Origin of the sequence: Agromyces sp. GXS1127, assembly GCF_050565425.1 — a bacterium.
Lineage (GTDB): Bacteria > Actinomycetota > Actinomycetes > Actinomycetales > Microbacteriaceae > Agromyces.
The window spans coordinates 255,177-281,321 of sequence record NZ_JBOCIG010000005.1; the positions used below are offsets into that span (position 1 = coordinate 255,177).

General features: G+C 73.3%; 25 protein-coding genes and 1 pseudogene. 18 read left to right on the forward strand and 8 right to left on the reverse strand.

All coding sequences use genetic code 11. The features are described 5' to 3' along the window. Window positions 1-74 precede the first annotated feature (74 nt). From ACQ393_RS11450 to ACQ393_RS11485, 8 genes are all read left to right on the forward strand, one after another. Entirely contained in the window at window positions 75-584 is a 510-nt protein-coding gene (locus ACQ393_RS11450; RefSeq protein WP_430646953.1) for an OsmC family protein, read from the forward strand. A 59-nt stretch (window positions 585-643) separates the two neighbouring features. After that, complete coding sequence (hemQ, locus tag ACQ393_RS11455) at window positions 644-1,378, forward strand: hydrogen peroxide-dependent heme synthase (protein ID WP_430646954.1); 735 nt, start codon at window positions 644-646, stop codon at window positions 1,376-1,378. Further along, window positions 1,378-2,664 carry a ferrochelatase gene (locus ACQ393_RS11460; protein ID WP_430646955.1) on the forward strand — a complete coding sequence of 429 codons (1,287 nt, stop codon included), beginning with the start codon at window positions 1,378-1,380 and terminating at the stop codon, window positions 2,662-2,664. Before hemQ ends, ACQ393_RS11460 begins: the two co-directional genes overlap by 1 nt. Further along, window positions 2,661-3,632, forward strand: coding sequence for a hydroxymethylbilane synthase (gene hemC / locus ACQ393_RS11465; protein WP_430646956.1), 972 nt, complete (start codon window positions 2,661-2,663; stop codon window positions 3,630-3,632). Before ACQ393_RS11460 ends, hemC begins: the two co-directional genes overlap by 4 nt. A gap of 14 nt (window positions 3,633-3,646) precedes the next feature. Continuing rightward, the gene (locus ACQ393_RS11470) at window positions 3,647-4,444 is read left to right on the forward strand and encodes a uroporphyrinogen-III synthase (RefSeq protein WP_430647027.1); all 798 of its coding nucleotides are present in this window, start codon (window positions 3,647-3,649) and stop codon (window positions 4,442-4,444) included. A 49-nt stretch (window positions 4,445-4,493) separates the two neighbouring features. Beyond that, window positions 4,494-5,489: a porphobilinogen synthase gene (hemB, locus tag ACQ393_RS11475; protein WP_430646957.1), complete on the forward strand. Its 996-nt coding sequence runs from the start codon at window positions 4,494-4,496 to the stop codon at window positions 5,487-5,489. Further along, complete coding sequence (gene hemL / locus ACQ393_RS11480) at window positions 5,486-6,817, forward strand: glutamate-1-semialdehyde 2,1-aminomutase (RefSeq protein WP_430646958.1); 1,332 nt, start codon at window positions 5,486-5,488, stop codon at window positions 6,815-6,817. The genes hemB and hemL overlap by 4 nt, the downstream gene beginning before the upstream one ends. A gap of 237 nt (window positions 6,818-7,054) precedes the next feature. Beyond that, complete coding sequence (locus ACQ393_RS11485) at window positions 7,055-7,510, forward strand: hypothetical protein (RefSeq protein WP_430646959.1); 456 nt, start codon at window positions 7,055-7,057, stop codon at window positions 7,508-7,510. Between the two features lie 42 nt (window positions 7,511-7,552). Here the strand turns inward: ACQ393_RS11485 and ACQ393_RS11490 are convergent, their stop codons facing one another. The 5 genes from ACQ393_RS11490 to ACQ393_RS11510 form a co-directional block, all read right to left on the reverse strand. Then, window positions 7,553-7,942, reverse strand: coding sequence for a DUF1304 domain-containing protein (locus tag ACQ393_RS11490; RefSeq protein WP_430646960.1), 390 nt, complete (start codon window positions 7,940-7,942; stop codon window positions 7,553-7,555). A 28-nt stretch (window positions 7,943-7,970) separates the two neighbouring features. Beyond that, entirely contained in the window at window positions 7,971-8,801 is an 831-nt protein-coding gene (locus tag ACQ393_RS11495) for an ABC transporter permease (protein WP_430646961.1), read from the reverse strand. Beyond that, complete coding sequence (locus ACQ393_RS11500) at window positions 8,801-9,709, reverse strand: ATP-binding cassette domain-containing protein (protein ID WP_430646962.1); 909 nt, start codon at window positions 9,707-9,709, stop codon at window positions 8,801-8,803. Before ACQ393_RS11500 ends, ACQ393_RS11495 begins: the two co-directional genes overlap by 1 nt. A 51-nt stretch (window positions 9,710-9,760) precedes the next feature. Continuing rightward, the gene (locus ACQ393_RS11505; protein ID WP_430646963.1) at window positions 9,761-10,534 is read right to left on the reverse strand and encodes an isocitrate lyase/PEP mutase family protein; all 774 of its coding nucleotides are present in this window, start codon (window positions 10,532-10,534) and stop codon (window positions 9,761-9,763) included. A 78-nt stretch (window positions 10,535-10,612) separates the two neighbouring features. After that, window positions 10,613-11,830 (reverse strand): cysteine desulfurase-like protein, encoded by a 1,218-nt coding sequence (locus ACQ393_RS11510; protein ID WP_430646964.1) that lies wholly within the window; start codon window positions 11,828-11,830, stop codon window positions 10,613-10,615. A 178-nt stretch (window positions 11,831-12,008) separates the two neighbouring features. Here ACQ393_RS11510 and ACQ393_RS11515 point away from each other — a divergent pair, with 178 nt between their 5' ends. Beyond that, window positions 12,009-13,091: a serine hydrolase domain-containing protein gene (locus ACQ393_RS11515; RefSeq protein WP_430646965.1), complete on the forward strand. Its 1,083-nt coding sequence runs from the start codon at window positions 12,009-12,011 to the stop codon at window positions 13,089-13,091. A 71-nt stretch (window positions 13,092-13,162) separates the two neighbouring features. Here the strand turns inward: ACQ393_RS11515 and ACQ393_RS11520 are convergent, their stop codons facing one another. Then, window positions 13,163-14,158 carry an SIS domain-containing protein gene (locus tag ACQ393_RS11520; RefSeq protein ID WP_430646966.1) on the reverse strand — a complete coding sequence of 332 codons (996 nt, stop codon included), beginning with the start codon at window positions 14,156-14,158 and terminating at the stop codon, window positions 13,163-13,165. Beyond that, entirely contained in the window at window positions 14,122-15,300 is a 1,179-nt protein-coding gene (locus tag ACQ393_RS11525) for a hypothetical protein (RefSeq protein ID WP_430646967.1), read from the reverse strand. Before ACQ393_RS11525 ends, ACQ393_RS11520 begins: the two co-directional genes overlap by 37 nt. 120 nt (window positions 15,301-15,420) lie before the next feature. On the opposite strand from ACQ393_RS11525, the gene ACQ393_RS11530 reads away from it, so the two are divergent. The 4 genes from ACQ393_RS11530 to ACQ393_RS11545 are packed head-to-tail and all read left to right on the forward strand — an operon-like array spanning window position 15,421 to window position 19,529. After that, window positions 15,421-16,524, forward strand: a complete 1,104-nt coding sequence (locus tag ACQ393_RS11530; RefSeq protein ID WP_430646968.1) for a polyamine ABC transporter substrate-binding protein — start codon at window positions 15,421-15,423, stop codon at window positions 16,522-16,524. 11 nt (window positions 16,525-16,535) lie between these two features. Next, window positions 16,536-17,438, forward strand: a complete 903-nt coding sequence (locus tag ACQ393_RS11535; RefSeq protein ID WP_430646969.1) for an ABC transporter permease — start codon at window positions 16,536-16,538, stop codon at window positions 17,436-17,438. Further along, window positions 17,431-18,300, forward strand: a complete 870-nt coding sequence (locus ACQ393_RS11540; RefSeq protein WP_430646970.1) for an ABC transporter permease — start codon at window positions 17,431-17,433, stop codon at window positions 18,298-18,300. Before ACQ393_RS11535 ends, ACQ393_RS11540 begins: the two co-directional genes overlap by 8 nt. Then, window positions 18,297-19,529: an ABC transporter ATP-binding protein gene (locus ACQ393_RS11545; protein ID WP_430646971.1), complete on the forward strand. Its 1,233-nt coding sequence runs from the start codon at window positions 18,297-18,299 to the stop codon at window positions 19,527-19,529. Before ACQ393_RS11540 ends, ACQ393_RS11545 begins: the two co-directional genes overlap by 4 nt. Here the strand turns inward: ACQ393_RS11545 and ACQ393_RS11550 are convergent. Further along, window positions 19,511-20,119 carry a TetR/AcrR family transcriptional regulator gene (locus ACQ393_RS11550; RefSeq protein ID WP_430646972.1) on the reverse strand — a complete coding sequence of 203 codons (609 nt, stop codon included), beginning with the start codon at window positions 20,117-20,119 and terminating at the stop codon, window positions 19,511-19,513. The genes ACQ393_RS11545 and ACQ393_RS11550 overlap by 19 nt on opposite strands. A 133-nt stretch (window positions 20,120-20,252) precedes the next feature. On the opposite strand from ACQ393_RS11550, the gene ACQ393_RS11555 reads away from it, so the two are divergent. The 5 genes and pseudogenes from ACQ393_RS11555 (at window position 20,253) to ACQ393_RS11575 (ending at window position 26,136) form a co-directional block, all read left to right on the forward strand. Further along, window positions 20,253-21,605, forward strand: coding sequence for a glycosyltransferase (locus ACQ393_RS11555; protein ID WP_430646973.1), 1,353 nt, complete (start codon window positions 20,253-20,255; stop codon window positions 21,603-21,605). Further along, window positions 21,602-23,014 (forward strand): NAD(P)/FAD-dependent oxidoreductase, encoded by a 1,413-nt coding sequence (locus ACQ393_RS11560; protein WP_430646974.1) that lies wholly within the window; start codon window positions 21,602-21,604, stop codon window positions 23,012-23,014. Before ACQ393_RS11555 ends, ACQ393_RS11560 begins: the two co-directional genes overlap by 4 nt. A gap of 61 nt (window positions 23,015-23,075) precedes the next feature. After that, window positions 23,076-24,533, forward strand: a complete 1,458-nt coding sequence (locus ACQ393_RS11565) for an aminobutyraldehyde dehydrogenase (protein ID WP_430646975.1) — start codon at window positions 23,076-23,078, stop codon at window positions 24,531-24,533. 96 nt (window positions 24,534-24,629) lie between these two features. Beyond that, window positions 24,630-24,920: pseudogene (locus ACQ393_RS11570) on the forward strand (LssY C-terminal domain-containing protein); the annotation flags it as partial. A 115-nt stretch (window positions 24,921-25,035) separates the two neighbouring features. Next, a complete protein-coding gene (locus tag ACQ393_RS11575) occupies window positions 25,036-26,136 on the forward strand; it encodes an LssY C-terminal domain-containing protein (RefSeq protein WP_430647028.1) in 1,101 nt (366 codons plus the stop codon). Window positions 26,137-26,145 lie beyond the last annotated feature (9 nt).

A 26,145-nucleotide genomic window follows, 5' to 3' on the forward strand; every position in this document is an offset into this window, starting at 1 on the left:
GGCGAGCGCGGGGGTCGGCCGAGGTGCGGCGTCATGCGTTTGTGCCGCCGGCGCGGCGAGGCGAGGATGGCGCCATGGACCAGGCCGCACTCCGGGCGCTGCAGGCGCCGCTCAAGGACCAGTACCGAACCGACCCCGACACCGCGATCGCGCCCGTCGCCGCCCGCGCGACCTTCGCCGAACCCGGCATCACGGCGACCGTCGAGGGCTGGGCCGGCCCGGTCCGCACGGGCCTGCACCCGACGACGGGCGGCGACGGATCCGACGCGTGCTCGGGCGACCTGCTGCTCCAGGCGCTCGTGGGGTGCGCGGGCGTCACGCTCCGGTCGGTCGCGACCGCGATGGGGCTCGAGATCCGTTCCGCCGAGGTCCGCGCCGAGGGCGTGTTCGACGCGCGCGGCACGCTCGGCATGAGTCGCGACGTCCCCGTCGGGCTGCTCGACGTCGTGGTCACGGCGGTCGTCGACACCGACGCCGACGACGCGACCCTCGAGCGCCTGCGCACGGGCACCGAACGATTCTGCGTCGTCGCGCGCTCGCTGGCCGAGACGCCGGAGTTCGTGATCGAGCGTGCGGCGCGCTGAACGCGCCATCCGTCGCCGCCCTTTTTTGACCTTTCAGGTTGCGGGGGGAGGATAGTGCCATGTCTTCCCCCGCTGCCGAAGGGGCAGCCGCGAGCGCACCCGAGTCCGACCCGACCCCCTCGCCCGAGGGCTACACGCTCTTCGCCGTGCTCCGCAAGGACCCGGCTCGTCCCGACGACCTCGACGGGCGCGACGTGCCCCGGTTCGTCGACGAGCTCGACGGCGTGATCCGCCTCGTCGAGGACGAGGGCGTCGTCGTCCGCGGCATCTACGACGTGTCGGGCCTGCGTGCCGACGCCGACGTCATGCTGTGGCTGCACGGCGCGACCGCCGAGGGGCTGCAGTGGGCGCTCCGGGAGGTGCGCCGTGCGCGCCTGCTGCGTGCGCTCCTGCCGACCTGGAACGCGATGGGCGTGCACCGCGACGCCGAGTTCAACAAGGCGCACGTGCCCGGGTTCCTCCGCGGCATCGAGCCGAAGGCGTGGCTCACGATCTACCCGTTCGTCCGGAGCTACGAGTGGTACCTGCTGCCGCCCGAGGAGCGCGGCCGCATGTTGGCCGAGCACGGGCGCAAGGGCGCCGCGTTCCGCGGCGTGGTCGCCAACACCGTGTCGGCGTTCTCGCTCGGCGACTACGAGTGGCTGCTCCCGATGGAGTCCGACGAGCTCACCGACCTCGTCGACATGATGCGCGACCTGCGGGCGACCGACGCGCGCCGCCACGTCCGCGACGAGCTGCCGTTCTACACCGGCCGCCGCATCACGACCGCCGAACTCGTGGAGGTGCTCCAGTAATGGCCGCGACGAACCTCGGCGGTGCCGGCGCCGAATCGCCCGAGCGCGCCGCCGCCGCGGCGGCCGGTCGCCCGCTTCGCGGCGTGAAGCCGGCGGCCGCGACATCCGCCCCCTTCGCCCCCGGCGCGATCGTGCCGGGCGCGACCGAGCCCGCGCAGCCCGGTCCGGAGCACGTCGAGGCGCCCGTCGCGTACGACGCCATCCTGCTCGCCGGCTTCGGCGGGCCCGAGGGCCAGGACGACGTGATCCCGTTCCTCCGGAACGTCACCCGCGGCCGCGGCATCCCCGACGAGCGCCTCGAGGAGGTCGCGCACCACTATCGCCACTTCGGCGGCGTGAGCCCGATCAACGAGCACAACCGCGAGTTGAAGGCCGCGCTGGAGGCCGAGCTCGCGGCCCGCGGCATCGACCTGCCGGTGCTCTGGGGCAATCGCAACTGGGACCCGTACCTGAACGACGCGGTCCGCGAGGCGGGCGATCGCGGCTTCACGAAGCTCATCGCGATCGCGACGAGCGCCTACTCGTCGTACTCGAGCTGCCGCCAGTACCGCGAGGACTTCGCCGACGCGCTCGAGGACACCGGTCTCGGCGGTGTCGTGCAGATCGACAAGGTGCGCCAGTTCTTCGACCACCCCGGCTTCGTCGCGCCCTTCGTCGAGGGCGTGCGCGAGGCCATCGCGAAGCTCGAGGCCGACCACGAGTCGTTCGACCCCACCACCGACGTCGAGGTGCTGTTCGCGACGCACTCGATCCCGACGACGGATGCCGCGAAGTCGGGCCCCGCGGAGCGGGGCTTCGGCGAGGGCGGCGCGTACGCGGCCCAGCACCTGGCCGTCGCCGAGGTCGTCATGCGCGAGGCCGGCGCGGGCGACGTGCCGTGGCAGCTCGTGTACCAGTCGCGCTCGGGCCCCCCGACGCAGCCGTGGCTCGAGCCCGACGTCAACGACGCCATCGCGGAGCTGCCGGGCGCGGGCCGCAAGGCCGTCGTGATCGTGCCGCTCGGCTTCGTGAGCGACCACATGGAGGTCATGTGGGACCTCGACGAGGAGGCCATGGAGACGGCCGAGGAGCACGGCCTCGCGGCCGTCCGCGTGCCCACGCCCGGCGTGCACCCGGCCTACGTGAGCGGCCTCGTCGACCTCGTGCTCGAGCGCGTGAACGGCACCCCCGCCGCCGAGCGGCCGCACGCGACCGACCTCGGTCCCTGGTACGACGTGTGCCGACCCGGCTGCTGCGAGAACGTGCGCCTCGGCTTCAAGCCGGCCCTCGCGGGGATCGCACCGTGACCGCGGCAGCGGCGCAGCGCGAGGTGATCCGCGTCGGGACGCGGGGGAGCGCCCTTGCGCTCGCCCAGACGAAGCAGATCGCGGAGCGCCTCGGCAAGGCGGCCGACGCCGACATCGAGATCGTCACCGTCACGACGCAGGGTGACACGTCGCGCGCGTCGCTGCAGTCGATCGGCGGCACCGGCGTGTTCGCCGCCGCCCTGCGCGAGGCCCTCATCGCGGGGGAGTGCGACGTGGTCGTGCACTCGCTGAAGGACCTGCCGACGGCCGACCACCCGCAGCTCCGGCTCGGCGCCGTGCCCAAGCGGGCCGACGCGCGCGACGCGCTGTGCGCGCGCGACGGACTCGCGCTCGCCGACCTTCCCGAGGGCGCTCGCATCGGCACGGGCTCGCCCCGCCGCATCGCGCAGCTCGCCGCGGCGCGTCCCGACGTGGTCGCGGTGGACGTGCGCGGCAACATCGACACGCGGCTCGGCTTCGTCGAGCAGGGCGAGCTCGACGCGGTCCTCCTCGCGGCCGCCGGACTCGGCCGACTGGGGCGAGCGGATGCCGCGACGGAGCGCTTCTCGCTGAGCGACTGGCCGACGGCGCCAGGGCAGGGCGCCCTCGCCCTCGAGGTCCGGAACGAGCGCGGTTCGCGCGCACTCGAGCGCGGGCTCCAGGCGGTCGACCACGTCACGACCCGGGCCACGGTGCTCGCGGAGCGGCTCGTGCTCGCGGGCCTCGAGGCCGGCTGCGCGGCCCCCGTCGGGGCCACGGCGTTCGTGGAGGACGAACTTCTGTTCCTCACGGCGACGGTGTACAGTGCCGACGGGACGCGGCAGTTGACCAGTTCGCACGCCGCCACCCCCGAGAGCCGCTCGGCCGCCGACCTGGCGGATGCGGCACGCGACGTCGCATCCCGCGTCGTCGCGGACCTCCTCGGCAACGGCGCCGCCGACCTCGCCCCTGCCCTGGAGTCGCCGTGACCGAATTCGAACCGATGACCGGCGCGATCAACCTGCCCGGAGCCGACGGCTCCAAGCCGCTGGCAGGATGGCGCGTGCTCGTGCCCCGCGGCGGGCCCTGGGGGGATTCGGTCGCCGCATCCCTCCGCGCTCGCGGCGCCTCGCCGGTCATCGCGCCGATGATCAACTTCGCGCCGACCGACGACCAGCCGGCGCTCGAGGCCGCCCTCGCGAAGCTCGCCGCCGGCGGCTTCGACTGGGTCACCGTGACGAGCGCGACCACGGTCGACGTGCTGTCCTCGTACGGCGCGGTGATCCCGGAGTCGACGAAGGTCGCCGCGGTGGGAGAGACCACCGCGGCCGCCCTCGTCGCCGCCGGGTACCGCGCCGACATCGTCCCCAGCGAGGAGAACTCCGCACGTGGCCTCCTCGAGGAGTGGGAGGCCGCGACCGAGGGCGTCGTGCCGCTGCGCGTCCTCGCGCTCCGCTCGGCGATCGCCAAGCAGGTGCTCTCGGTCGGTCTCGAGCGCATCGGGCACCACGTCGAGGCCGTCGTCGCGTACCGCACCGTCGGCGTGCCGGTCGCGCAGAAGGTCGTCGACGACGTGCGCGCGGGCAAGGTCGACGCGATCCTCGTGACCTCGGGCAGCGTCGCCGAGCAGGTGCAGGCGCAGCTCGGTCCGGTCCCCGAGCGGACGCTGGTCGCCGCGATCGGCCCGCAGACGCAGAAGGATGCCGCGGCCTTCGGCCTCCGCGTCGACGTGATCGCCGCCGAGCGGTCGGCCGAGTCGCTGATCGACGCCGTGGTGAACTCGGCGCTCGCGAGCGCCTGAGCCGCCCGCGCCCACCGGGCGCACAGCCGGGCGCGCGTAGGCTTGGCGGGTGACTTCCGCACCCGCCCCCCGCGTGCGGCCCCGGCGGCTCCGTGAGACGCCGGCCCTGCGCCGCCTCGTGTCCGAGACCCGCCTCGACCCCGCCGAGCTCGTCCTGCCGGTCTTCGTCCGCGAGGGCGTGACCGAGCCGATGCCGATCGCCTCGATGCCGGGCGTCGTGCAGCATTCGCTGGACTCCGTGAAGCAGGCGGTGGCGGATGCCGCGGCCGCCGGCGTCGGCGGCGTGATGCTGTTCGGCGTGCCCGAGACCCGCGACGCCACCGGCTCGTGCGGTGTCGACCCGAACGGCATCCTCAACGTCGCGACGCGCGTCGTGGCCGACGAGGTCGGCGACGCGCTCGTCGTGCAGACCGACCTGTGCCTCGACGAGTTCACCGACCACGGCCACTGCGGCGTGCTCGACGCGCTCGGGCGGGTCGACAACGACGCCACGCTCGAGCGGTACCAGCAGATGGCCCTCGTGCAGGCGGCATCCGGATCGCAGCTGCTCGGGCTCTCCGGCATGATGGACGGCCAGGTCGCCGCCGTGCGCGAGGCGCTCGACGGCGCCGGGTTCGCGCACACCGCGATCCTCGCCTATTCGGCGAAGTACGCCTCGGCGTTCTACGGTCCGTTCCGCGACGCGGTCGAGTCGACCCTCGAGGGCGACCGCCGCACCTACCAGCTCGACCCCGGCAATCGCCGCGAGGGCCTCCGCGAGGCCATGATCGACATCGACGAGGGCGCCGACGTCGTGATGGTGAAGCCCGCGGGCTCGTACCTCGACGTACTCGCCGACGTCGCCGCCGTGAGCGAGGTGCCGGTCTGGGCGTACCAGGTCTCGGGCGAGTACTCGATGATCGAGGCCGCCGCCATGCACGGCTGGATCGACCGCCGCCGCGCCGTGATCGAGTCGGTCCGCGGCATCCGCCGGGCCGGCGCCGACGCCGTGCTGACCTACTGGGCGACCGAGCTCGCCGGATGGCTCCGGGAGGGGACCGAATGACGACCGCGACCACCACGAACGCCGACCTCTTCGCCCGCGCGCAGGCCGCGATCCCGGGCGGGGTGAACTCGCCCGTCCGGGCGTTCCGCTCGGTGGGCGGTACGCCCCGGTTCCTGGTGTCCGCGCGCGGCCCGTACGTGACCGACGCCGAGGGCCGCGAGTACGTCGACCTCGTCGCGGGCTGGGGTCCTGCGATCCTGGGCCACTCGCACCCCGAGGTGATCGCCGCGGTGCAGGATGCCGCGGCGCGCGGCCTCTCGTTCGGCGCGTCGACGCCCGTCGAGACCGAGCTCGCCGAACTCATCGAAGCCCGCGTGGCGCCGGTCGAGAAGCTGCGCCTCGTGTCGACCGGCACCGAGGCGACCATGAGCGCCATCCGGCTCGCCCGCGGCTTCACCGGACGTGACCTGCTCGTGAAGTTCGCCGGGCACTACCACGGCCACTCCGACGGCCTCCTCGCCGAGGCGGGCTCGGGCCTCGCGACCTTCGCACTTCCGGGCTCTGCTGGCGTGCCGGCCGACGTCGCCGCGCTCACGCTCGTCGTGCCGTACAACGATCTCGACGCCCTCCGTGCCGTGTTCGCCGAGCACGGCGACCGCATCGCGGCCGTCATCACCGAGGCCGCCGCCGCGAACATGGGCGTCGTGCCGCCGCTGCCCGGCTTCAACCGCGCGCTCGTCGACCTCGCCCACGCGCACGGCGCGCTCGTCATCAGCGATGAGGTGCTCACGGGCTTCCGCGTCTCGAAGGGCGGCTGGTGGGGCCTCGAGGCCGAGACGGATGCCGCGTGCACGCCCGACCTCGTCACCTTCGGCAAGGTCGTGGGCGGCGGCATGCCCGTCGCCGCGCTCGGCGGTCGCGCCGAGATCATGGAGCGGCTCGCTCCGCTCGGGCCCGTGTACCAGGCGGGCACGCTCTCGGGGAACCCGGTCGCGGTCGCCGCGGGCGTGACGACGCTGCGCCTGGCCGACGACGCGGTCTACGCGAAGCTCGACGAGGTGAGCGCGCTGCTGCAGCGCGAGGTCTCGGCGGCCCTCTCGGCCGAGGGCGTCGCGCACGGCGTGCAGGTCGCGGGCAACCTCTTCAGCTTCCTCTTCGGCGAGTCCGTCGCGGGCGGCGCCCGGGACTACGCGACCGTGCTCTCGCAGGAGTCCTGGCGCTACGCCCCGTTCTTCCACGCCATGCTCGACGCCGGCGTCTCGCTCCCGCCGAGCGTCTTCGAGGCCTGGTTCGTCACGGCCGCGCACGACGACGCCGCCGTCTCGCGCATCCTCGACGCGCTTCCGGCCGCGGCGCGCGCCGCGGCATCCGCCCACCCCCCGGCCTAGCCAACCCATACCGTTCTCAGGAGTTCTTCGGCGTGTCGCCGTTTCGGGCGGCGTGTCGTCCTGAGAAACGGATGGTTCCGGCCGGGGGGCTCCTGAGAACGGTGCAGCTCGGCTGAGTCGCGTGGGGGGCAGGCGCCGGGCGCGGGCGCGGCTGGTCGGAATCGTGCACGGATCGGATGCCGCGTTTGTGGAGCGTCGACGACGCCCGCGACGGCGGCCTCGGGCAGGATGGTTCACATGGCCAACCTGCGCGTGCACAACGACCGGCTCGAGGTCCACCTCACCCCGGCCGAGAAGTCGCTCGCGCTGCGCAGTGCCGACGTGATCGTCCAGCGCGACGACATCCGCTCGGCCACCATCACCGACGACCCGTGGATCTGGATCCGCGGCATCCGCCGCCGCGGCACCGAGGTGCCGCTCGTCATCGCCGTCGGCGTCTGGAAGACGCACAACGGCGGCGACTTCGTGCTCGTCAAGGGCAAGCGGCAGGCGGTCGTCCTCGAACTGTCCGGCGGCGAGTTCGGGCGCCTCGTGCTGAGCACGAACCGCGCGGCCGAGCTGATCGACAAGCTCAAGGTCGGCGCGCCGAACGACGACGACCCGCCGGGCGTCGCGAGCGGCCCCGACACCGCCCAGCGCGGGTCCGCACCCGATGCGGAGACGTTCGCGCAGGAGGAGACGAGCGGCGACTGACCTCGCGGCGGTGGGCGCCCCGTCGGCGACGCCCCGCCGCGCTCAGGCGAGCAGCAGCAGCACGAACCCGATGAGCGGCAGCGTGCCCTGCACGAGCGCCGGCCGCAGGTACCCGGGTCCGGTCGTCGTCAGCACGACCGCGGCCGCGGCCATGCACGCCGTCGTGAACAGCGTCAGCGCGAGCCCGGCGCGGGGCAGGTCCGTCCAGTAGAGCCAGACGCCCGCGAGCGCGCCGATCGCGAGGAACAGGTTGTAGAACCCCTGGTTGTACGCCATCGGTCGCAGCACCTCGGCCTGCTCCCGATCGCGCACGCCGAACACGCGCCAGGTGGACGGCTGCATCCACCGCACGCTCTCGAGCACGAAGATGAACACGTGCAGCAGCGCGGCGAGCACCACGACGACGGAGCCGACGATCGCGAGGACGTCCATGGACGGATGCTACGCCCGAGCGCGCCGCTCAGGATACGTCGCGCCGCCAGGTCGTCGCCCCGCCGATGACCGTGGTCACCACGGCGATGCCGAACAGCACCAGCCCGCCCTGCCACCACTCGAGCGCGTCGCTCGAGCCCAGCGAGGCCACGTTGTAGAACGAGGCGCCGACGAGTGCGTCGCTGGCGGCCCCCGGCAGGTACCGGCCGATGCTCGCGGTCACGTCGTTGAGGGATGCCGCGAGCCGCAGCACCGGCTCGACGAACTGGGTGAACGCGATGACGATGACGATCGCGGCGACCTGGTTCGGCACCAGCGCCCCGAGCCCGACGCCGATCGCGCCCCAGAGGGCCAGGGCGAGGATGCCGCGTCCGACGAGCGCCCACGTGTCGCTCGAGTCGAGCCCGGTGTCGAGATCGAACGCCGCGAGCGCGGCCGCGCCCGAGGCGACCGAGGTGGCGAACCCGATGACGCCGAACACGGCGCCGACGATGAGCTCGGAGACGAACTTGCCCGAGAGGACCGTCGTGCGGTGCGGCTCGGCGAGGAACGTCGTCGTCAGCGTGCGGTGGCGGAACTCGGTCGTCACCGCGAGGGCGCCGAGGAGGACCGGGAAGACGTACCCGATGGAGGAGGCGAAGCTGTAGAGCAGCGGGGCCAGTTCGAGCCCGGGCGGCAGTGTCGTGGCGTTGCCGGCCGAGGCCGCGGCATCCGGGTTCTGCGTCGCCCAGCCGAGGAACGCGCCGAACCCGCCGGACATGAGCCCGACGTACCCGACGAGGACGATCGCGAGCAGCCACCACATGCGCGTGGTGAGGACCTTCTGGAACTCCGCCCCGACGGACCGAACGACCGACATCACGCCTCACCCTCACCCTCACCATCGCCCACGAGGGCGAGGAACGACTCCTCGAGACCGGACTTCAGCCGGTGCAGCGAGCTCACCTCGACGCCGCCCACGAACGCGGCGTGCCCGACGACGGCGGGATCGGGTTCGGCGACGATGAGTCCGCCGCGCCCCTCGGTGTGCTCGAGTCCGGCCTGGTCGAGCGCCGCGACGAGCCGCGGCCGGTCGGGCGAGTCGACCACGGTCCGCGGCGACGCGTCGAGTTCCAGGCTCGACAGCGTGCCGGTGCGCACGAGCCGCCCGCGGGAGATGATGACGACCTCGTCGACGGACTGCTGCACCTCGCTCAGGAGGTGCGAGCTCACGAGCACCGTGCGGCCGTCGCGTGCGAGCGACTGGAGGAACCCGCGGATCCACTTGATGCCCTCGGGGTCGAGGCCGTTGATGGGCTCGTCGAGGACGAGCACGCGCGGATCGCCGAGCAAGGTGGTCGCGAGCGCGAGCCGTTGTCGCATGCCGAGCGAGAAGCCCCCGACGCGACGGTTCGCGAACTCCGACATGCCGACCTGCTCGAGCACCTCGTCGACGCGTGACGAGCGGATGCCGGCGGCGGTCGCCGTCACGCGCAGGTGGTTGCGGGCCGTCCGTCCCGGATGGAAGGCCGCGTCGAGCGCCGCGCCGACGGTCTCGAGCGGCTTCCTCAGGTCGCGGTACGCGGTGCCGCCGAACGTCGCCGACCCGGCCGTCGGGCGGATGAGGCCGAGGAGCGTCCGCAGCGTGGTGGTCTTGCCCGCGCCGTTCGGGCCGAGGAAGCCGGTCACGCGACCGGGTTCGACCGTGAAGGTCAGGTCGTCGACCGCGGTCACGGCGCCGAAGCGCTTGGTGAGTCCGGTGATCTCGATGGTGGTGCCATCGCCCATGCGCGATCCTCTCGATGTGCCGGTCGGCCGGTGACGACCGTGGCGGCGTTGTCAGTTGAGTGGGCGGATGCCGCGTGGCGGGACGCCGCCGGAGTAGAGCATCGCCGCGAGGTCCTGCAGCGCTCCGAGCGCCACCCGCTGCGTGATCGGGCCGTAGGAGACGCGCGCGACGCCGAGTTCGGCGAGCCGGTCGGGCGGAGGGACGTCGGGCAGCCCGATGACGCTGACCCGCCGCCATCCGATGCCCTCGACCAGGCCGGCGATGACCTCCTCGCCGAAGTTCCCGGGGACGAACACGCAGGTTGCGCCGGCGTCGAGGTAGGCGCGGCCGCGCTCGATGGCGTCGGCGGTCCGGGCCGCGAGCGGCCGGTCGCCGCCGCGGAGGAAGGCGTCGGTGCGGGCGTTGAGCGCGAACGGCACGCCCTCCGCGCCGGCCGCCGCCACGGCCGCGGCCACCGCCGCGACCGCGTCGTCCAACGGCTTCAGCTGGTCCTCGAGGTTGGCGCCGACGATCCCCTCGCCGATCGCGCGCCGGATCGTCTCGCCGGGGTCGCCGTAGCCTGCCTCGAGGTCGGCGCTGACGGGCACGTCGACGGCCCGCGCGATGCGGCCGGCGAGGTCGAGCATGAGGTCGACGGAGATGTGCTCGCCGTCGGGGTACCCGAAGACGGCGGCGATCGAATGGCTCGCGGTCGCGAGGGCGCGGGTCTCCGGCAGCGCGGCGACGGCGGTCGCGCTCACCACGTCCCAGACGTTGACGACCTGGAGCAGTTCGTCATCGACGTGCAGTCGGCGCAGTTCGGCGCCGGCTTCGGCGGGGGTCATGCGCCCAGACTATTGCCCGCGGGCGCATCGGGCGGAGGAAACGCCCCGGTTCCGCGGGTCCGGCGGTCGCGGCGCGGGTCAGGCAGCCGTCGCGCGGCGGAGCCCGTCGATCAGCCGGTCGACGTCGTCGTCGTCGGTGTACGGGGCGAGCCCGATGCGCAGGCCGCCGGCGTCGCCGAGCCCGAGGTGCCGCGACGCCTCGAGCGCGTAGAAGTTCCCGCTCGGGGCGAGCACCCGGTCGGCCGCGAGCGCCTCCGAGACCACGGATGCCTCGTGGCCGGCGAAGGTCGCGAGCAGCGTCGGGGTGCGCCGCGCGGCGCGCGAGTGCACGGTCGTGCCCGGCAGGTCGGCGAGCGCCGACTCGAGGCGGGCGAGCAGGCGGGACTCGTGCTCGTGCAGGGCGGCGTACGACGCGGCGAGGCGCGCGCGGCGCGGGGTCGCGGCATCGGCGTCGGCGTCGGCGTCGAGCGAGGCGAGCACGTCGATCGCGGCCGTCACGCCGGCGAGCATCTCGTACGGCAGCGTCCCGAACTCGAAGCGCTCGGGCACGACGTCGGTCGAGGGGAGGAGCTTGTCGGGCGCGATCGTCTCGAGCAGCGCGGGGTCGGCGACGAGCACGCCGCAGTGCGGGCCGAGGAACTTGTACGGCGAGCAGGTGAGGAAGTCGGCGCCGAGCGCGGCGAGGTCGGGCAGCTCGTGGGCCGCGTGGTGGACGCCGTCGACGCAGAGGAGCGCGCCCGCCGCGTGCACCGCGTCGGCGATGGCCGCGACGTCGGGCTTCGTGCCGATGAGGTTGGATGCGGCCGTGACGGCGACGAGCCGGGTGCGCTCGGTGAGCGCGGATGCCACGGTGTCGACCGGGAGCTCGCCCGTCGCCGGGTCGAACGCCACCCAGCGGACGGTCGCGCCGGCCCGCTCCGCGGCCTGCACCCACGGGCGCACGTTGGAGTCGTGGTCGAGCCGCGTGACGACGACCTCGTCGCCGGGGCTCCAGCTCCGCGACAGGTGGCGCGAGAAGTCGTAGACGAGCTGCGTCGCGCTCCGGCCGTGCACGACGCCGCGGGGGTCGGCGCCCGTGAAGTCGGCGACCGCGTCGCGGAACGCCGCGACCGCGGCATCCGCCCGCTGCGCCGACTCGCCGAGCGGCCCGCGGTTCGAGAGCGGGCCGGTCAGCGTGGTCGCGATCGCCTCGCCGACCTGCCGGGGCGCCTGCGTGCCGCCGGGGCCGTCGAAGAGCGCCCAGCCCTGCTCGAGCGACGGGAACCAGGAGCGGATGCGGGCGACGTCGTAGGCCATGGTCGCGAGCCTAACCGCGGTCGGCGCGGCACGTGCGCCGCGACCGCCCGTCCCGCTGGTGCATGAAGATCCGGTGGATGCTGCCGCGCCGGGCGCCGTGCGCAGGATTCCCATGCGGTGGACCCTGCGGGCGGAATCGACGGTGGCGCATCCAGCGGCGAGGCGTAGCATGCGGCGTATGGCCGCGCACCGCGTGGCGCGCCGGCATCCGCACCCGCGTATCGCGCTCGTCGGCATCGTTGCCGCCGTCGCGACGATGACGGGGTGCTACTCCGGCCAGCCGGTCGACCAGCTCCTCACCGGCGATGAGGAACTGCTCGCCGTCCTGCGCGAGCAGTACCCGCAGGCGCGCGACCGGGTCGCCCTCGCGGTCATCGACGGAGCCGGCGAGCGCACCGCGTTCGTGTCGGCCGACGCCTCGACGGGGTTCGGCCTCGGCTCGGCGACCCGGGCGCTCACCGGGTTGCTGCTCGCCGACGCCGTCGAGCGCGGCGAGGTCTCGCTCGAGGACCCGGTCGGCGCGTACCTCGACCTCGGCGACGCGCCGGCCGGCGCGCTGAGCCTGGGGGATCTCGCGACCCATCACTCGGGGCTGCCGCAGAGTCCGCTCGGCCCGGGGGCGTACGAACCGGATGTCGCCGCCGACGCCGGGCCCGTCGACCGGGGCGGCATCGACGCGCTGCTCGCGCGCGTCGCCGTGCTCGACCTGGTCCCCGAGCTCGAGTACAACCCGAGCGACTTCGACGCGGCGCTCATCGGCCAGTCGCTCGCGGCGGCGACGGGCGTGCGGTTCGCCGACCTGCTGGCCGAGCGGGTCCTCGCCCCTGCGGGGATGGAGCACGCGGTCGTGGTGGAATCCGGGGACCTGGTCCCGGACGGGCTCGCGCAGGGGCACGACCGGCGCGGGGAACGCGCGGCCGCACGCGGAACCGGCGCGTACGCTCCTGCCGTCGGGGTGACGGTCACGATCGACGACGGCGTGGCCCTCGCCCGGGCCGTGCTCGAGGGGCCCTTCGCGCACAGCGCGGCGCTCGAGCCGATCGCCCGGACGCGCTGGCCGCAGGTCGAGATCGGCTACTTCTGGGAGCAGCTCACGTCGGACGGCGGCGACGTGGTCTACGTCGTGGGATCCGCCGAGGGGTTCACCGGCGCGGTGCTCGCCGACCAGCGCGCGGGGCGCGCGGCGGTGCTGCTGTCCAACGGCGAGGAGGCCTGGCCGTGGTCGCGCCTGAGGCCGCTCCTGCAACTGCTCGGCGAGTGAAGCGCCGAGGCGGTCAGTGCGCCGGCGGGGCGATCGGATGCCGCGAGCTCGTCGAGCGCGTCGGCAAGACCTCAGCCGACCGGGCGGGCGTGCGGTGCGGGCACCGTGAGCCGGCGATCGGCGACGAGCTCGCCGAGGAGCGTGTCGGCGAGGGCCGCGACAGTGGGGTCGTCGTCGCCCGGGTACCGGACGGTGAGCTCGGCGCCGTTCAGGGCGCCGCCGACGGCGGCGAAGCGCGAACCGCGCTGGTGCATCCAGTCGAGGGCCTGCGCGTCCCACGCCGAGCCGGCGAAGACGAGCGCGCGGTAGTCCTGCGTCTTGGTGAGGTAGACGTCGACGTGCGACCAGTCGCCGGTCTCCGAGGCGAAGGCGCCCAGGCGCGGCACCTCGCGCAGCATGAGCGCCGACTGCTGCGCGCTCGAGAGGCGCTCGGCGGGGGCGATGGTCCAGGTGCCGTCGGGGCCGGTCAGCAGGTCGGCGAGGGGATCGAGCCAGTCGACGGATGACTCGAGCAGCGCCGCGTTCGCGTCGGCGCCGCGTCGCAGGGCCGCCGCGTCGAATCGCGCGGCGGGCGCCGTGCCGAGGAGCTCCGCGAGCACCTCGTCGAGCACGGCGAACGTCGCCCGGAACGTGCGGCACGCGACGCCCGACGCCTCGACGCCGGCGTGGAGCGGTACGACGACGTCGGCCGCCTCGGCGAGGGGCGACTCGACCCGGTTCGTGATCGCGACGAGGCGGCCGGTGCCGCGGTAGCGCTCGATCGCGCGCAGCACCTCGACGCTCCCGCCCGTGGCGGAGACCGCGACGACGACGAGGTCGGGCGCGGCGGGCGGCAGCAGCTCGATGCTCGCGAGCTCGACGAGCACGTTCGCGCCGACTGCTCGGAAGCGCCGCGCGACGACGTCGGCCGCGTAGCGGCTCGAGCCCATCCCGACGACGAGCACGCGTGAGGCGCCGAGCAGTGCGAGTCGGTCGAGGCCCGCGAGCCCCGCGTCGAGCGCGTCGGCGAGGCGGCCGAGCGACTCGGGGATCAGGTCGAGGTCGGCTCGAAAGGCGGCGGTGTCCACGGGTCCTCCGGAAGCTCGTCGGTCGAGGGGTAGCGGTGCGTGATCGCCGCATCGGGCGCGTAGCGCCAGCGCGGCAGGAACCGGTCGGCGTACGTGAGCTCGGCGGCCAGCTGCTCGGCCTCGAGCCCGGGCACGAGCGCGGGGTCGAACAGTCCGCCCCGCACGAGGGTCGCACGGTACGCCTCGAGCAGCGCGCTGCGCGCGCGGTCGGCCCACGCGAACGCGGCCGGCTCGGCGCGCCCGAGGCGCTTCTGCGCGACGGCCGCGACGAGGTCGAGCGACACGAGCAGGTGCGCGACGTCGCGCGCGGCGGCATCCGCTCGCCCACGCTCGGAGGGATCGAGCTGCGGGTCGCCGTCGAAGTCGATCACCGTGTAGCGCGGCGGCGTGCCGGGGGAGCGCAGCACCTGCCCGACGTGCAGGTCGCCGTGCAGGTCGAATGCGAGCCCGGGCGCGGCGGCACCGAGCGAGCGGATGTCGCGCCGCAGCGCCTCGGCCCGGTTCGCCAGGCGCGCCGCCGTCGGGCCGCCGGAGCGGGCGGTCGCCTCGAGTGCGGCGTCGAGCGCCGCGAGGGCGCGCGCCGCGCGCTCGGACGGAACCGAGTCGGGCGAGGCGGTCGCGTCGGCGCCGAGCACGTCGTGCAGCCGCGCCACGGTGGCGCCGAGCACCGCTGGGAAGGCGGGCTCCGGCCCGGAACCGCCGAGCATCGCGACCACGTCGTCGACCGCCCAGTCCCAGCCGTCCTGTGCGCCGGGCAGGTACTCGGTGACGATCGCGAGCGTCGAGGTGCCGAGCATCGGATGCTGCCAGTCGACGCGGCCGGCGTAGCCGGCGACATCCGTCGACCTCGCCTCGGCCAGTCGCTCGAGGAGGTGCGCGGCCCGGTCGGCCGCCGCCCACCGGCCCACGACCTTCACCACGAGGCGCTCGTCGACGATGACCGACGTGTTCGTCTGGTCGACCGCGATCGCCCGCTCCGCGGCATCCGTCGGCACGGTCGGATCGACGAGCCGCGCGAGCTCGCGCGCGACGCCGTCGCCCGCCGCGGGTCGGGCGCCCTCGACCCGGACCTCGCGGGAGGGCGCGACGGAGAGCGTGCGGCCGGCGATCTCGGGCCGCTCGCCCGCGAGCATGGAGTTCATTGAATCCGGATTGTAACAACTGTGCAAAACCGGCTCTAGAGCGTCCGGAAAACCATTGCGGTTTCTTGATGCCCGGTGCAACAATTCCTCAACCTTTCCGACGTCCCCAGGAGGTACCTCATGCCCACCATGCGTCGCATCTCCATCGCCGCGGCCGGCACCGCTGCACTCGCACTCGTCCTCTCGTCCTGCGCCGGCAGCGACGGCGGCGACGGCTCCGACATCGACCCCAGCGCCGACATCACCGAGCAGACGCTCACGGTCTCGATCTGGGCCGACTACTACCCCGAGGACCTCGCCGAGCAGTTCGAGGAGGCCACGGGCGTGAAGACCACGATCGTGAACCACGCCACCAACGAGGACGTGGTGGCCAAGCTCACCGCGAGCTCCGACCCCGGCATCGACGTCGCGTTCGTGTCGGGCCAGTACGCACAGGCGCTCGCCGAGCAGGGCCTGCTCCAGGAGCTCGACAAGGAGCTCATCCCGAACGAGGAGAACCTCTACCCCGAGGCGATGGAACTCGACTACGACCCGGGCAACGTCTACTCCGAGCCCTACGCCTGGGGCACCACGGGCCTCTGCTACCGTCCCGACCTCACGGGCTTCGACCCGACGTCGTGGAACGACCTGTTGAACCCGACGCCCGAGCTCGAGGGCAAGACGACGATGCTCTCGACCGACCGCTGGCTCGCGCTGCCCGCGCTGAAGGCCGCCGGCTACTCGGTGAACACCACCGACGACGCCGAGCTCGAGGAGGCGAAGGCCCAGCTGCTCGAGACCAAGCCGACCCTCCTCGCCTACGACGACACGACCTTCTACTCCAAGCTCGTCTCCGGTGAGGCCGCGATGGTCGAGGCGTGGGACGGCTGGTGCAACTACGGCATCGCCGAGAACCCCGACATCCAGTTCGTGGTCCCCGACGAGGGTGCCGACCTCTGGGTCGACACGATGACGGTGCTCAAGAGCTCGGAGAACAAGGAGGCCGCGATGGCCTTCATCGACTACATCCTCGACCCCGAGGTGCAGACCTGGGTCGCCGAGAACATCCTCTACAAGGTGCCGAACCAGGTCGCCATGGAGGCGCTCGACCCGACGCTCATCGAGGCCTACCCGACCCTCGGCATCACGGTCGACGAGCTCTTCGAGCAGGAGGTGATCGTCGACCTCGGCGAGGACTCGCTGAAGTACGTCGACCTCAACGCGGAAGTCCTCGCGACCAACTGACCCGGAGCGCCGTGACCACCACGACCCCGCAGGCGACCCCCGCCGTGCGCGCCCAGCGCGCCCGGCGGGGGCTCGCCGCCGCGCCGTTCCTCGCGCCCGGCATGATCTTCCTCATCGTCTTCATGGCGATCCCGGTCGGGCTGCTGGCGTTCTACACGTTCTTCAAGCGCGGCCGCTTCGGCGGCCTCGTGTTCGAGTTCACGCTCGACAACTGGACGAAGCTCGCCGAACCGCTGTACGTCGGCGTCATCCTGCAGTCGATCGGGCTCGCGTTCATCGTCACCGTGCTCGCGCTGCTCCTCGGCTACCCGATGGCGTACGCCATCGCCGGGCTGTCGCCGAAGTGGCGGACGGTCGCGCTCATCGCGGTCGTGCTGCCGTTCTGGACCAACTTCCTGATCCGCACCTACGCGTGGATCCTGCTGCTCAACAACGCCGGGTTCGTGAACCAGTGGCTGCAGGCGATCGGGATCACCGACGAGCCGATCTCGATGCTCTACACGCCGCAGGCGATCGTCGTCGGGCTCCTCTACATGTACCTGCCCCTCATGGTGCTGCCGCTCTACGCGTCGCTGCAGCAGCTCGACCCCTCGCTCCGCGAGGCCGCGACGAACCTCGGCGCCTCGCCGTGGCGCGCATTCCGCACGGTCACGCTGCCGCTGTCGCTGCCGGGCGCGCTGACCGGATGCATCTTCGTCTTCGTCCCGGCGATGTCGAACTTCGTGATCCCCGAGCTCATCGGCGGCGGCAAGACCGTCATGGTCGGCAACCTCGTGCGCGACCAGTTCTACGAGGCCCGCGACTGGCCGTTCGGTGCGACGCTCGCGCTCGTGCTCACGATGCTGCTCGTCGTGGTCATCGTGATCCAGGCGGCGGTCTCGCGCCGCATCACGGAAGGGCCGCGCCGTGGCTGAGACGACCGCTCCCGCGACCGATCGCACCGGCGAGGGTGCGACGCCGATGACGGATGGCGCGCCCGCGCCGACCACGCCGGCGGCGCGTCGGCGGAAGCCCCGCGGCATCCTCGTGCCCCTGTGGCTCGGGTACGTGTTCCTGTACCTGCCGATCCTCGTGGTCGTCGTGATGAGCTTCAACGAGTCGCGCAACCTGTTCGTCTGGACCGGGTTCTCGCTGCGCTGGTACCCCGAGCTCTTCGCCGACGAGGCCATGATGCAGGGGCTCGTGAACACGCTCATCGTGGCGACGGGGGCGACGCTCATCGCGACCGTGCTCGGCACGCTGCTCGCCTACGGCATCCACCACTACACGCGCGGCGGGCTCATCCGGGCGTTCGCGATCGCGCCGGCGATCCTGCCCGACCTGCTGCTCGGCATCGGCCTGCTCACGTTCTTCTCGCTGCTGAGCGTCACGCTCGGGCTGCACTCGGTGATCCTCGCGCACGGCGTCTTCGCGACGGCGTTCGTGACCGCGATCGTGCTCGCGCGCATGGCGAACCTCGACCCGAGCCTCGAGGAGGCCTCGCGCGACCTCGGGATGGGGCCCGCGAAGACGTTCCTGCGCATCACCCTGCCCCAGCTCGCACCCGGCATCGTCGCGGGAGCGCTGCTCGCCTTCACGCTCTCGCTCGACGAGTTCGTCATCGCGTTCTTCACGACCGCGCCGACGCAGCCGACGCTGCCGATCGTCATCTACTCCATGGTGCGCTTCGGCGTCACGCCCGAGGTGAACGCCCTCGCCACCCTCCTGCTGCTCGTGAGCATCGTCGCGGTGATCTCGGCGCAGCGCCTCACCCGACTGACAGGAAGCTCACGATGACCGCCGAACCCCTGCTCCGCGTCGACGGCGTCCGCGCCGTGTACGGCGACACCGTCGCCCTGCACGACATCTCGCTCGACATCGCGCACAACGAGTTCTTCGCGCTGCTCGGGCCGTCGGGCTGCGGCAAGACCACGCTGCTGCGCTCGATCGCCGGCTTCGAGACGCCGGCCGCCGGCCGCATCACGGTCGACGGGCTCGACCTGCTGCCGCTGCCGGCGCACAAGCGGCCCGTGAACATGATGTTCCAGAGCTACGCGCTGTTCCCGCACCTGTCGGTCGAGAAGAACATCGCGTACGGGCTCGAGGCCGAGGGCGTCGGTCGGGCCGAGATCCGCTCGCGCGTCGGCGAGGTCATGGAGGTCGTCCGGCTCGGGCACCTGGCCAAGCGCCGGCCGTCGCAGCTCTCGGGCGGGCAGCGCCAGCGCGTCGCGCTCGCGCGCGCGATCATCAAGCGGCCCAAGCTGCTGCTGCTCGACGAGCCGCTCTCGGCGCTCGACCGGCAGGTGCGCGCGTCGATGCAGCTCGAGCTCAAGCGCCTCCAGCACGAGGTCGGCCTCACCTTCGTCGTCGTCACGCACGACCAGGAGGAGGCCATGTCGATGGCCGACCGCATCGCGGTGCTCAACGAGGGTCGCCTCGAGCAGCTCGCGACCCCGCAGGAGCTCTACGCCGAGCCCGCCTCGCGGTTCGTCGCCGCGTTCATCGGCACCGCCAACCTGCTCGACGGCGATGCGACGGCCGACGGCGTGGCCGTGCCCGGCATCGGGCCGGTGCCCGCATCGCACGCGCTCGCCGCGGGTTCGCCCGCGACCGCCGTCGTGCGTCCGGAGGACGTGACCGTCGGCACCGAGGTCTCTGGCGGGCTGCGCGGCACGGTCGTCGACACGTACTTCCTCGGCGGCGCGTCGACGATCTCGGTCGAGGTCCCCGGGCTCCCGGCGCCGCTCCTCGCGAGCGTGCACGGCGCGACGCGCCTGGCGCGCGGAGCCGAGGTGGGCGTCACGTTCGGGCGCGCGACGGCCGTGCCGCGCGACCCGTCGCAACCGCCGTCGTACGGCACGACGATCCCGACGACGGCGATCCCGGTGACGGATGCCGCGGCCGCGGCGGACACGGACGAGGCAGCGGGCACCGCTGGCACCGCCGCGACCGGAGACGCGTCGCCCGCCGTGACCGGCCAGTCCGAGGCATCCGCCCCGCCCCGATCTCAGGACGTCAGCGCGTGACCCGTCGCCAGGCGCGCGTACTCGCGCAGGAGCTCGGCCGCCGCGGCGCGGTCGAGCGTCGGGTGCTTGGCGACGATGCGGTAGCCGTACGCGTCCTCGAGCGCGACGAGGTTGCGCGCGATCACGAGCGTCGGCTGCGCGAGCGTGAAGAGCCCGCGTGCGGCGCCCTGCTCGAGCACGACCTGGTACATGCCGACCTGGCGGTCGTAGAGCGTCGTGAGCAGCGACGCCATGAGCGGGTTGCGGCCGGCCGACCCGCCGAGCTCGCAGAGCAGGCGCACCTCGGTGTCGTCGGAGCCGCTCGGCAGGCCCGAGTCGATGAGGGCGACGAGGCGCACGACCGGGTCGTCGGGCAGGCCCTCGAGCATGCGGACGCGGCCCTCGTAGAAGCGCTCCATGCCGGCCCGGTTCGCCTCGAACATGAGCTCGTCGATGTCGGGGTAGTAGTACAGCACGGCGCCGGAGGTGAGCCCCGCCTCCTCCGCGACGCGGTTCAGGCGCGCCCCGTCGGGGCCGTGCGCCGCGATCGCCCGCTGCGCCGCCGCCACCAGCTGGCTGCGACGCTCCTCCTGCCGCTTGGGCCTCGCCATGGTGCTCCCTCCCGAGCGGACAGATTGTCTGCACTGCCCCGCAATGTTAGCCCGAAGTGTCTCTGGAATACAGGGTTTCGGGCGTGCTGGATTCTCTATAACCTGCTGCAAAGAATCGATGAACGGAGTCGCCATGACCGACGCTCGCCGCACCTTCCTCTTCATGCCCGAGAGCGCCTACGGGCCGACCAACAACTGCATCGGCATCGCCAACGAGCTGGTCAAGCAGGGTCACCGCGTGGTCTTCGCCGCGGAGCGGTCGTGGCAGGGCAAGCTCACCGCGCTCGGCTTCGAGGAGGACCTCGTCGACCTGGCGCCGGCCCCCGAGCCGGTCGAGGGCGAGGAGGAGGCCGAGCAGGACGCCGGCCAGTTCTGGAAGGACTACATCAAGGAGGTCGCCCCGGAGTTCCGGAAGACGACCGCCGAGCAGCTCGAGACCGTGACGCTCCCCATCTGGGAGGAGCTCGTGAACGGGGCGAAGTACTGCGAGCCGCAGCTGAAGGCGATCATCGCGCGCGTGCGGCCCGACGTCATCATCGAGGACAACGTGCTCGCGTTCCCCGCGCTCGTCACCGCGGGCGTGCCCTTCGTGCGCATCGTCAGCTGCAACCCGCTCGAGGTGCCCGGCGACGACATCGCCCCCGTCTTCTCGGGCCTCGGCGAGGACGATCGCGAGGGCTGGGCCGCGTTCCGCGCCGAGTACGAGCGCACGCACCGTCCCCTCTGGGAGTCCTTCGACGCCTGGGTGCAGGAGCAGGGCGCGCCGCCGCTGCCCGACCTCGAGTTCATCCACACCGGTGACGCGAACCTCTACGTCTACCCCGAGGAGCTCGACTACACCGACGTGCGCCCGCTCGACGAGACCTGGCACCGCCTCGACTCGTCGGTGCGCGAGACCGAGCAGGCGCCCGCCGACCTGCCCGCCTCGTTCACCGACGGCAGTCGGCCGCTCGTCTACTTCAGCCTCGGCTCGCTCGGCTCGGCCGACGTCGAGCTCATGCAGCGCGTGATCGCCGCGCTCGCCGAGCTGCCCGTGAACGTCATCGTCTCGAAGGGCCCGCTGCACGACGAGTTCGAGCTCGCCGGCAACATGTGGGGCGCCGAGTTCCTGCCGCAGACCAAGCTCCTGCCGCTCGCCGACCTCGTCATCACGCACGGCGGCAACAACACGACGACCGAGGCCATGCACTTCGGCAAGCCGATGATCCTGCTGCCGCTCTTCTGGGACCAGTACGACAACGCCCAGCGCGTCGACGAGCGGGGCTACGGCCGCCGTCTCGACACGTACGGCTTCACGGCCGACGAGCTGCGCGCTGCGGTCACGGAGATCCTCGCCGACGACGCGCTCCGTGCCCGCTCCGAGGCGGCGGGCGCCGCCATCCGCTCGCGTCACGGCGTCGCGAAGGCGGCCGAGATCATCGCGGGCGTCGGGCTCCCGGTCGGCGCCGGCGTCGCCGCCGCCTCTGGCGCGTCGGGGGCCGAGTGAGCGCTTCGACCACGGATGCCGCGGCCGCGGCGATCTCGGACGCCGCCCCCCGGCCGTACTGGACCGACCGTCCCGAGGCGCCGGCGCCGCGCGCGGCGCTCGCCGAACGGCAGGAGGCAGACCTCGTCGTCATGGGTGCCGGGTTCACGGGCCTGTGGGCGGCGTGGCGGGCGCTCGAGCGCGGCGACGCGGCATCCGTCGTCGTGCTCGAGGCCGAGCGGGTCGGCTACGGGGCCAGCGGCCGCAACGGCGGATTCGTGGCGTCGTCGCTCACGCACGGGCTCGCGCACGGCACCATGGTCTGGCCCGACCAGGTCGGCGCGCTGCACGAGGAGGGCGAGCGGAACCTCGCCGACCTCGTCGGGACGATCGAGGCAGCGGGCATCGACTGCGACCTGCGACGGGTCGGCAAGACGACGCTGGCCGTCGAGGAGTGGCAGGTCGCGGGGCTCCGCGAGGCGGCCGAGCTCGGCGCGCGCCACGGCGTCGCGCTCGAGCTGCAGTCGCGCGAGGAGGTGCAGGCCGACGTGCACTCGCCGACCTACCTCGCCGGGCTGCGCGACCGCACGGGCACGGTGCTCGTCGACCCGGCGCGGCTCGCGTGGGGCATGGCGGCCGAGCTCGAGCACCGCGGCGTGCGGATCCACGACGGGTCGCGCGTGACCGGGATCGACCGCTCCGGTGCGGGGGTCGTGGTGCGCACCGACGGCGGCGAGGTGCATGCGCGCGGTGCGATCGTCGCGACGGCCGCATACCCGGGTCCGCTCCGCCGACTCCGGTCGTACATCATGCCGCTCTACGACCACGTGCTCATGACCGAGCCGCTCACCGGCGCGCAGCGCGAGTCGATCGGCTGGGCGGAGGGGCAGGGGCTCACCGACGCGGGCAACCAGTTCCACTACTACCGGCCCACTTCCGACGGGCGGATCCTGTTCGGCGGCTGGGACGCCGTCTACCACCGCGGCGGGCGCGTCGACGCGGCGTACGAGCAGCAGGGCGGATCGCACGCGCTGCTCGCGCGGCACTTCGCCGAGACGTTCCCGCAGCTCGAAGGGGTGCGATTCACGCACCGGTGGGCCGGGCCGATCGACTCGACGACCCGGTTCACCGCCGCCTACGGCACGGCCCGCGGCGGCCGGGTCGCCTACGCGATCGGGCACACCGGCCTCGGGGTCGGCGCCTCCCGGTTCAGTGCGGATGTCGCCCTCGACCTCCTCGCGGGCGAGCCGACCTCGCGCCTCCGCTACGACATCGTGCGCCGGCGGCCGTTCCCCGTCCCCCCGGAGCCGTTCCGGAACCCGATCATCCAGTACACGCGCCGCAGCATCCTCGCCGCCGACGCCCACGAGGGGCGCCGCAACCTGTGGCTGCGTACGCTCGACCGCTTCGGCCTCGGCTTCAACTCCTGACCCCTCGAGCGCGGGCCGCACCGGCCTCGCGTTCCGACCCCGACCCTCCGAAAGGCACCCCATGACCACCACCGGCACGTTCATCGGCGAGTACCGCGCCGGAACGGGCGGCGACGCCGTCATCGTGAACCCCGCGAGCGAGGAGGAGGTCGCCGCCTACCGCGAGTCGGGCCTCGCCGACGTCGACGAGGCCGCCGCCGCGGCCCGCGCGGCCCAGCCCGACTGGGCCGCGAAGACGCCGGGGGAGCGGTCGCTCGCACTGCTGCGCCTCGCCGACGCGATCGAGGCCGACGCCGAGCACCTGGCGACGCTCGAGGTCGAGGACTCCGGCAAGCCCTGGACCACCGCGTTCGACGGCGAGCTGCCCTTCGCGATCGACAACCTCCGATTCTTCGCGGGTGCCGCGCGCTCGCTCGACGGCACCGGCGCGGGTTCGTTCTCGAACGGCTACACGTCGGTGCTCACGAGGCGCCCCGTGGGCGTCGTCGCGGGCATCACGCCGTGGAACTTCCCGCTCATCATGGCCCTCTGGAAGGCCGGTCCGGCACTCGCTGCGGGCAACGCCGTCATCGTGAAGCCCGCGCCGGCGACGCCGCGCACGACGCTCCGCCTGGCCGAGCTCGCCGTGCAGTCGGGGCTGCCGTCGGGCCTCTTCAACGTCGTCACCGGCGACGCCGAGGTCGGCCAGGCCCTCGTCGCGCACCGCGAGGTCGACATGGTGAGCGTCACGGGGTCGACGCAGACCGGCAAGGCCGTCATGCGCGGCGCCGTCGAGGGCGTCAAGCGCGTGCACCTCGAGCTCGGCGGCAAGGCGCCGGTGATCGTCTTCGCGGATGCCGACCTCGACGCCATGGCGCAGGCGGTCGCGCTCGGCGCGACGTACAACACGGGCCAGGACTGCACGGCCGCGACCCGGGTCTACCTCGAGCGCGCCGTGTACGAGGACGGCGTCGCGGCGCTGCGTCAGGCGCTCACCGGCATCGTCGCGGGCGACCCCATGGACGCCGACACCCACATCGGCCCGCTCATCTCGCGCGGCCACCGCGATCGCGTCGACGGGTTCGTGCGGCGGGCCGTCGCCGAGGGCGCCGAGGCGCTCGTCGGCGGCCACGCGATCGACCGCACCGGCTCGTACTACGCGCCGACCCTCCTCGTGGGCGCCGCGCAGTCGTCGGAGATCGTGCAGGGCGAGGTCTTCGGACCCGTGCTCGTCGCGCTGCCCTTCGACGGCGAGGGCGAGGGCATCCGGCTCGCCAACGACAGCGCGTACGGCCTGGCGTCGTCGGTCTGGACCTCCGACGTCGCCCGCGCGATGCGCGTCAGCCAGTCGCTCGACGTCGGCGTGACCTGGGTGAACGACCACCTGCCGATCGCGTCGGAGGCCCCGCACGGCGGGGTCAAGGGATCCGGGTTCGGCAAGGACATGTCGATCGAGCCGCTGCTCGACTACTCGGTCACGCGCCACCTCATGATCCGGCACGCGCCCCCGCCCGAGACGACCGGCTTCCGGCCGGCCTGATCGCGCGTCCGGCGAGCGGCCGCCGGGAGGCGGTGCCGCCGCGCCGTGCCGTGGGCGGTCTCGGACCGGGTGCGCCCGTCATGCGACCATGCGAGCATGCGGGTCGAGGGCGTCGATGAGAGGCCGCCGCCGCCGCTGCCCCCGCGCACGTCGTTCACGAGCCTCCTCGACGGGTTCTTCTTCGTCTTCGCGGGGCTCGCGGCCGCCTGGCTCGCCTGGCTGATCTTCAACCAGACGTTCGCGTTCGGCTGGGCGGGGATCGCGTTCTTCCTCGCGTTCTGGCTCGTCCTCGCCTACCTCGTGCTGCCGCGCCTCCACCGCATCCTCACCACGATCTACGTGCCCGACTACTTCATCGGCCGCACCCGCACGAGCGACGGCCTGCTCGGCGACCCGGTGAACCTCGCGTTCGACGGCGAGGAGGAGGCGCTGCACGCGGCGATGCGCGCGGCCCGGGTGGACCCGGGCCGACGACGTCACGCTCTCCTCCGGCCGGCGGATCATCACGTCCACCCTCACCCGTCGCAGCTACGACGAGGCCCCGGTGAGCCCGCTGTTCCTCTTCGGGCAGAAGCAGGACTTCGCCTACCAGCAGGAGGTCGCCGGCAACCCGGCGAAGCGTCACCACGTGCGGTTCTGGCGCACTCCCGACGGATGGCTCCTGCCCGGCGGTCGGCGCGTCGACTGGCTGGCCGCCGGCACGTTCGACCGGTCGGTCGGCTTCTCGCTGTTCACGCTGCAGGTGACGCACAAGATCGACGCCGACATCGACGTCGAGCGCGACCACATCGTCGCGACGCTCGTGGCGGCGGGTCCGGGCGTGCGCGTCGAGGTGCTCCGCGACTTCTCGACGGGCTACCACTCGCGCAACGGCGGCGGCGACACCATACGCACCGACGGAGACCTCCCGGTGGTGCGGATCGGCCCGACGACCAGGGCTGTCGGCGTGGTCGACGCCCGGGACACCGCGACGGGCGAGCCGGTGACGTCCGCCGCGCCGTCGCCCGCGACCGCCCGACCCGAGCCGGTCGCGAAGCGCGCGTCGTTCGAGTCGCCCCTGCGGCTGGCCGAGCGCGAACCCACCCGGCGGATGCCACGGCCGAGCGCGACCGCGTTCGGAGCCGGGCTCGTGGTGCTCCGCGTCCTCGCGGGCGTCGCGTGGATCGTCGGGGTCGCCGCCCTGTGGGACCAGCTCCTGCTGAACGAAGTCGGCGTCGACATCGCGAACGACCCCGACTCGGCCGAGGCCTCCCGGCTGGCCCTCGCCATCGTGATCGTCGTCTCGAGCGCGGTGCTCCTCGTGGAGCTCCTGTTCGCGGTCCGGATCTGGGCCGGGGGGAACCTCTCCCGCATCGCGGTCATGCTCTTCGCGACCTTCGGCATCACCGGCGCGGCCATCGCCTCGTTCAACGGCGACGCGGAGGTCACGGTCCGCACGACGCTCGTCACCGTGTCGCTCGACATCCTCGTGCTGCTCGCGCTCTCGAGCCGGGACGCTCGCGCGTTCGCGCGGCAGCGCCGACCCCGCGCCTCCCGACGGGCCGGCGTCCGGGGCGGCCGATTCGCGGCCCCCGCGGGGCCGCGGGATCCGGGCCACCCCTGAGGCTCCGGG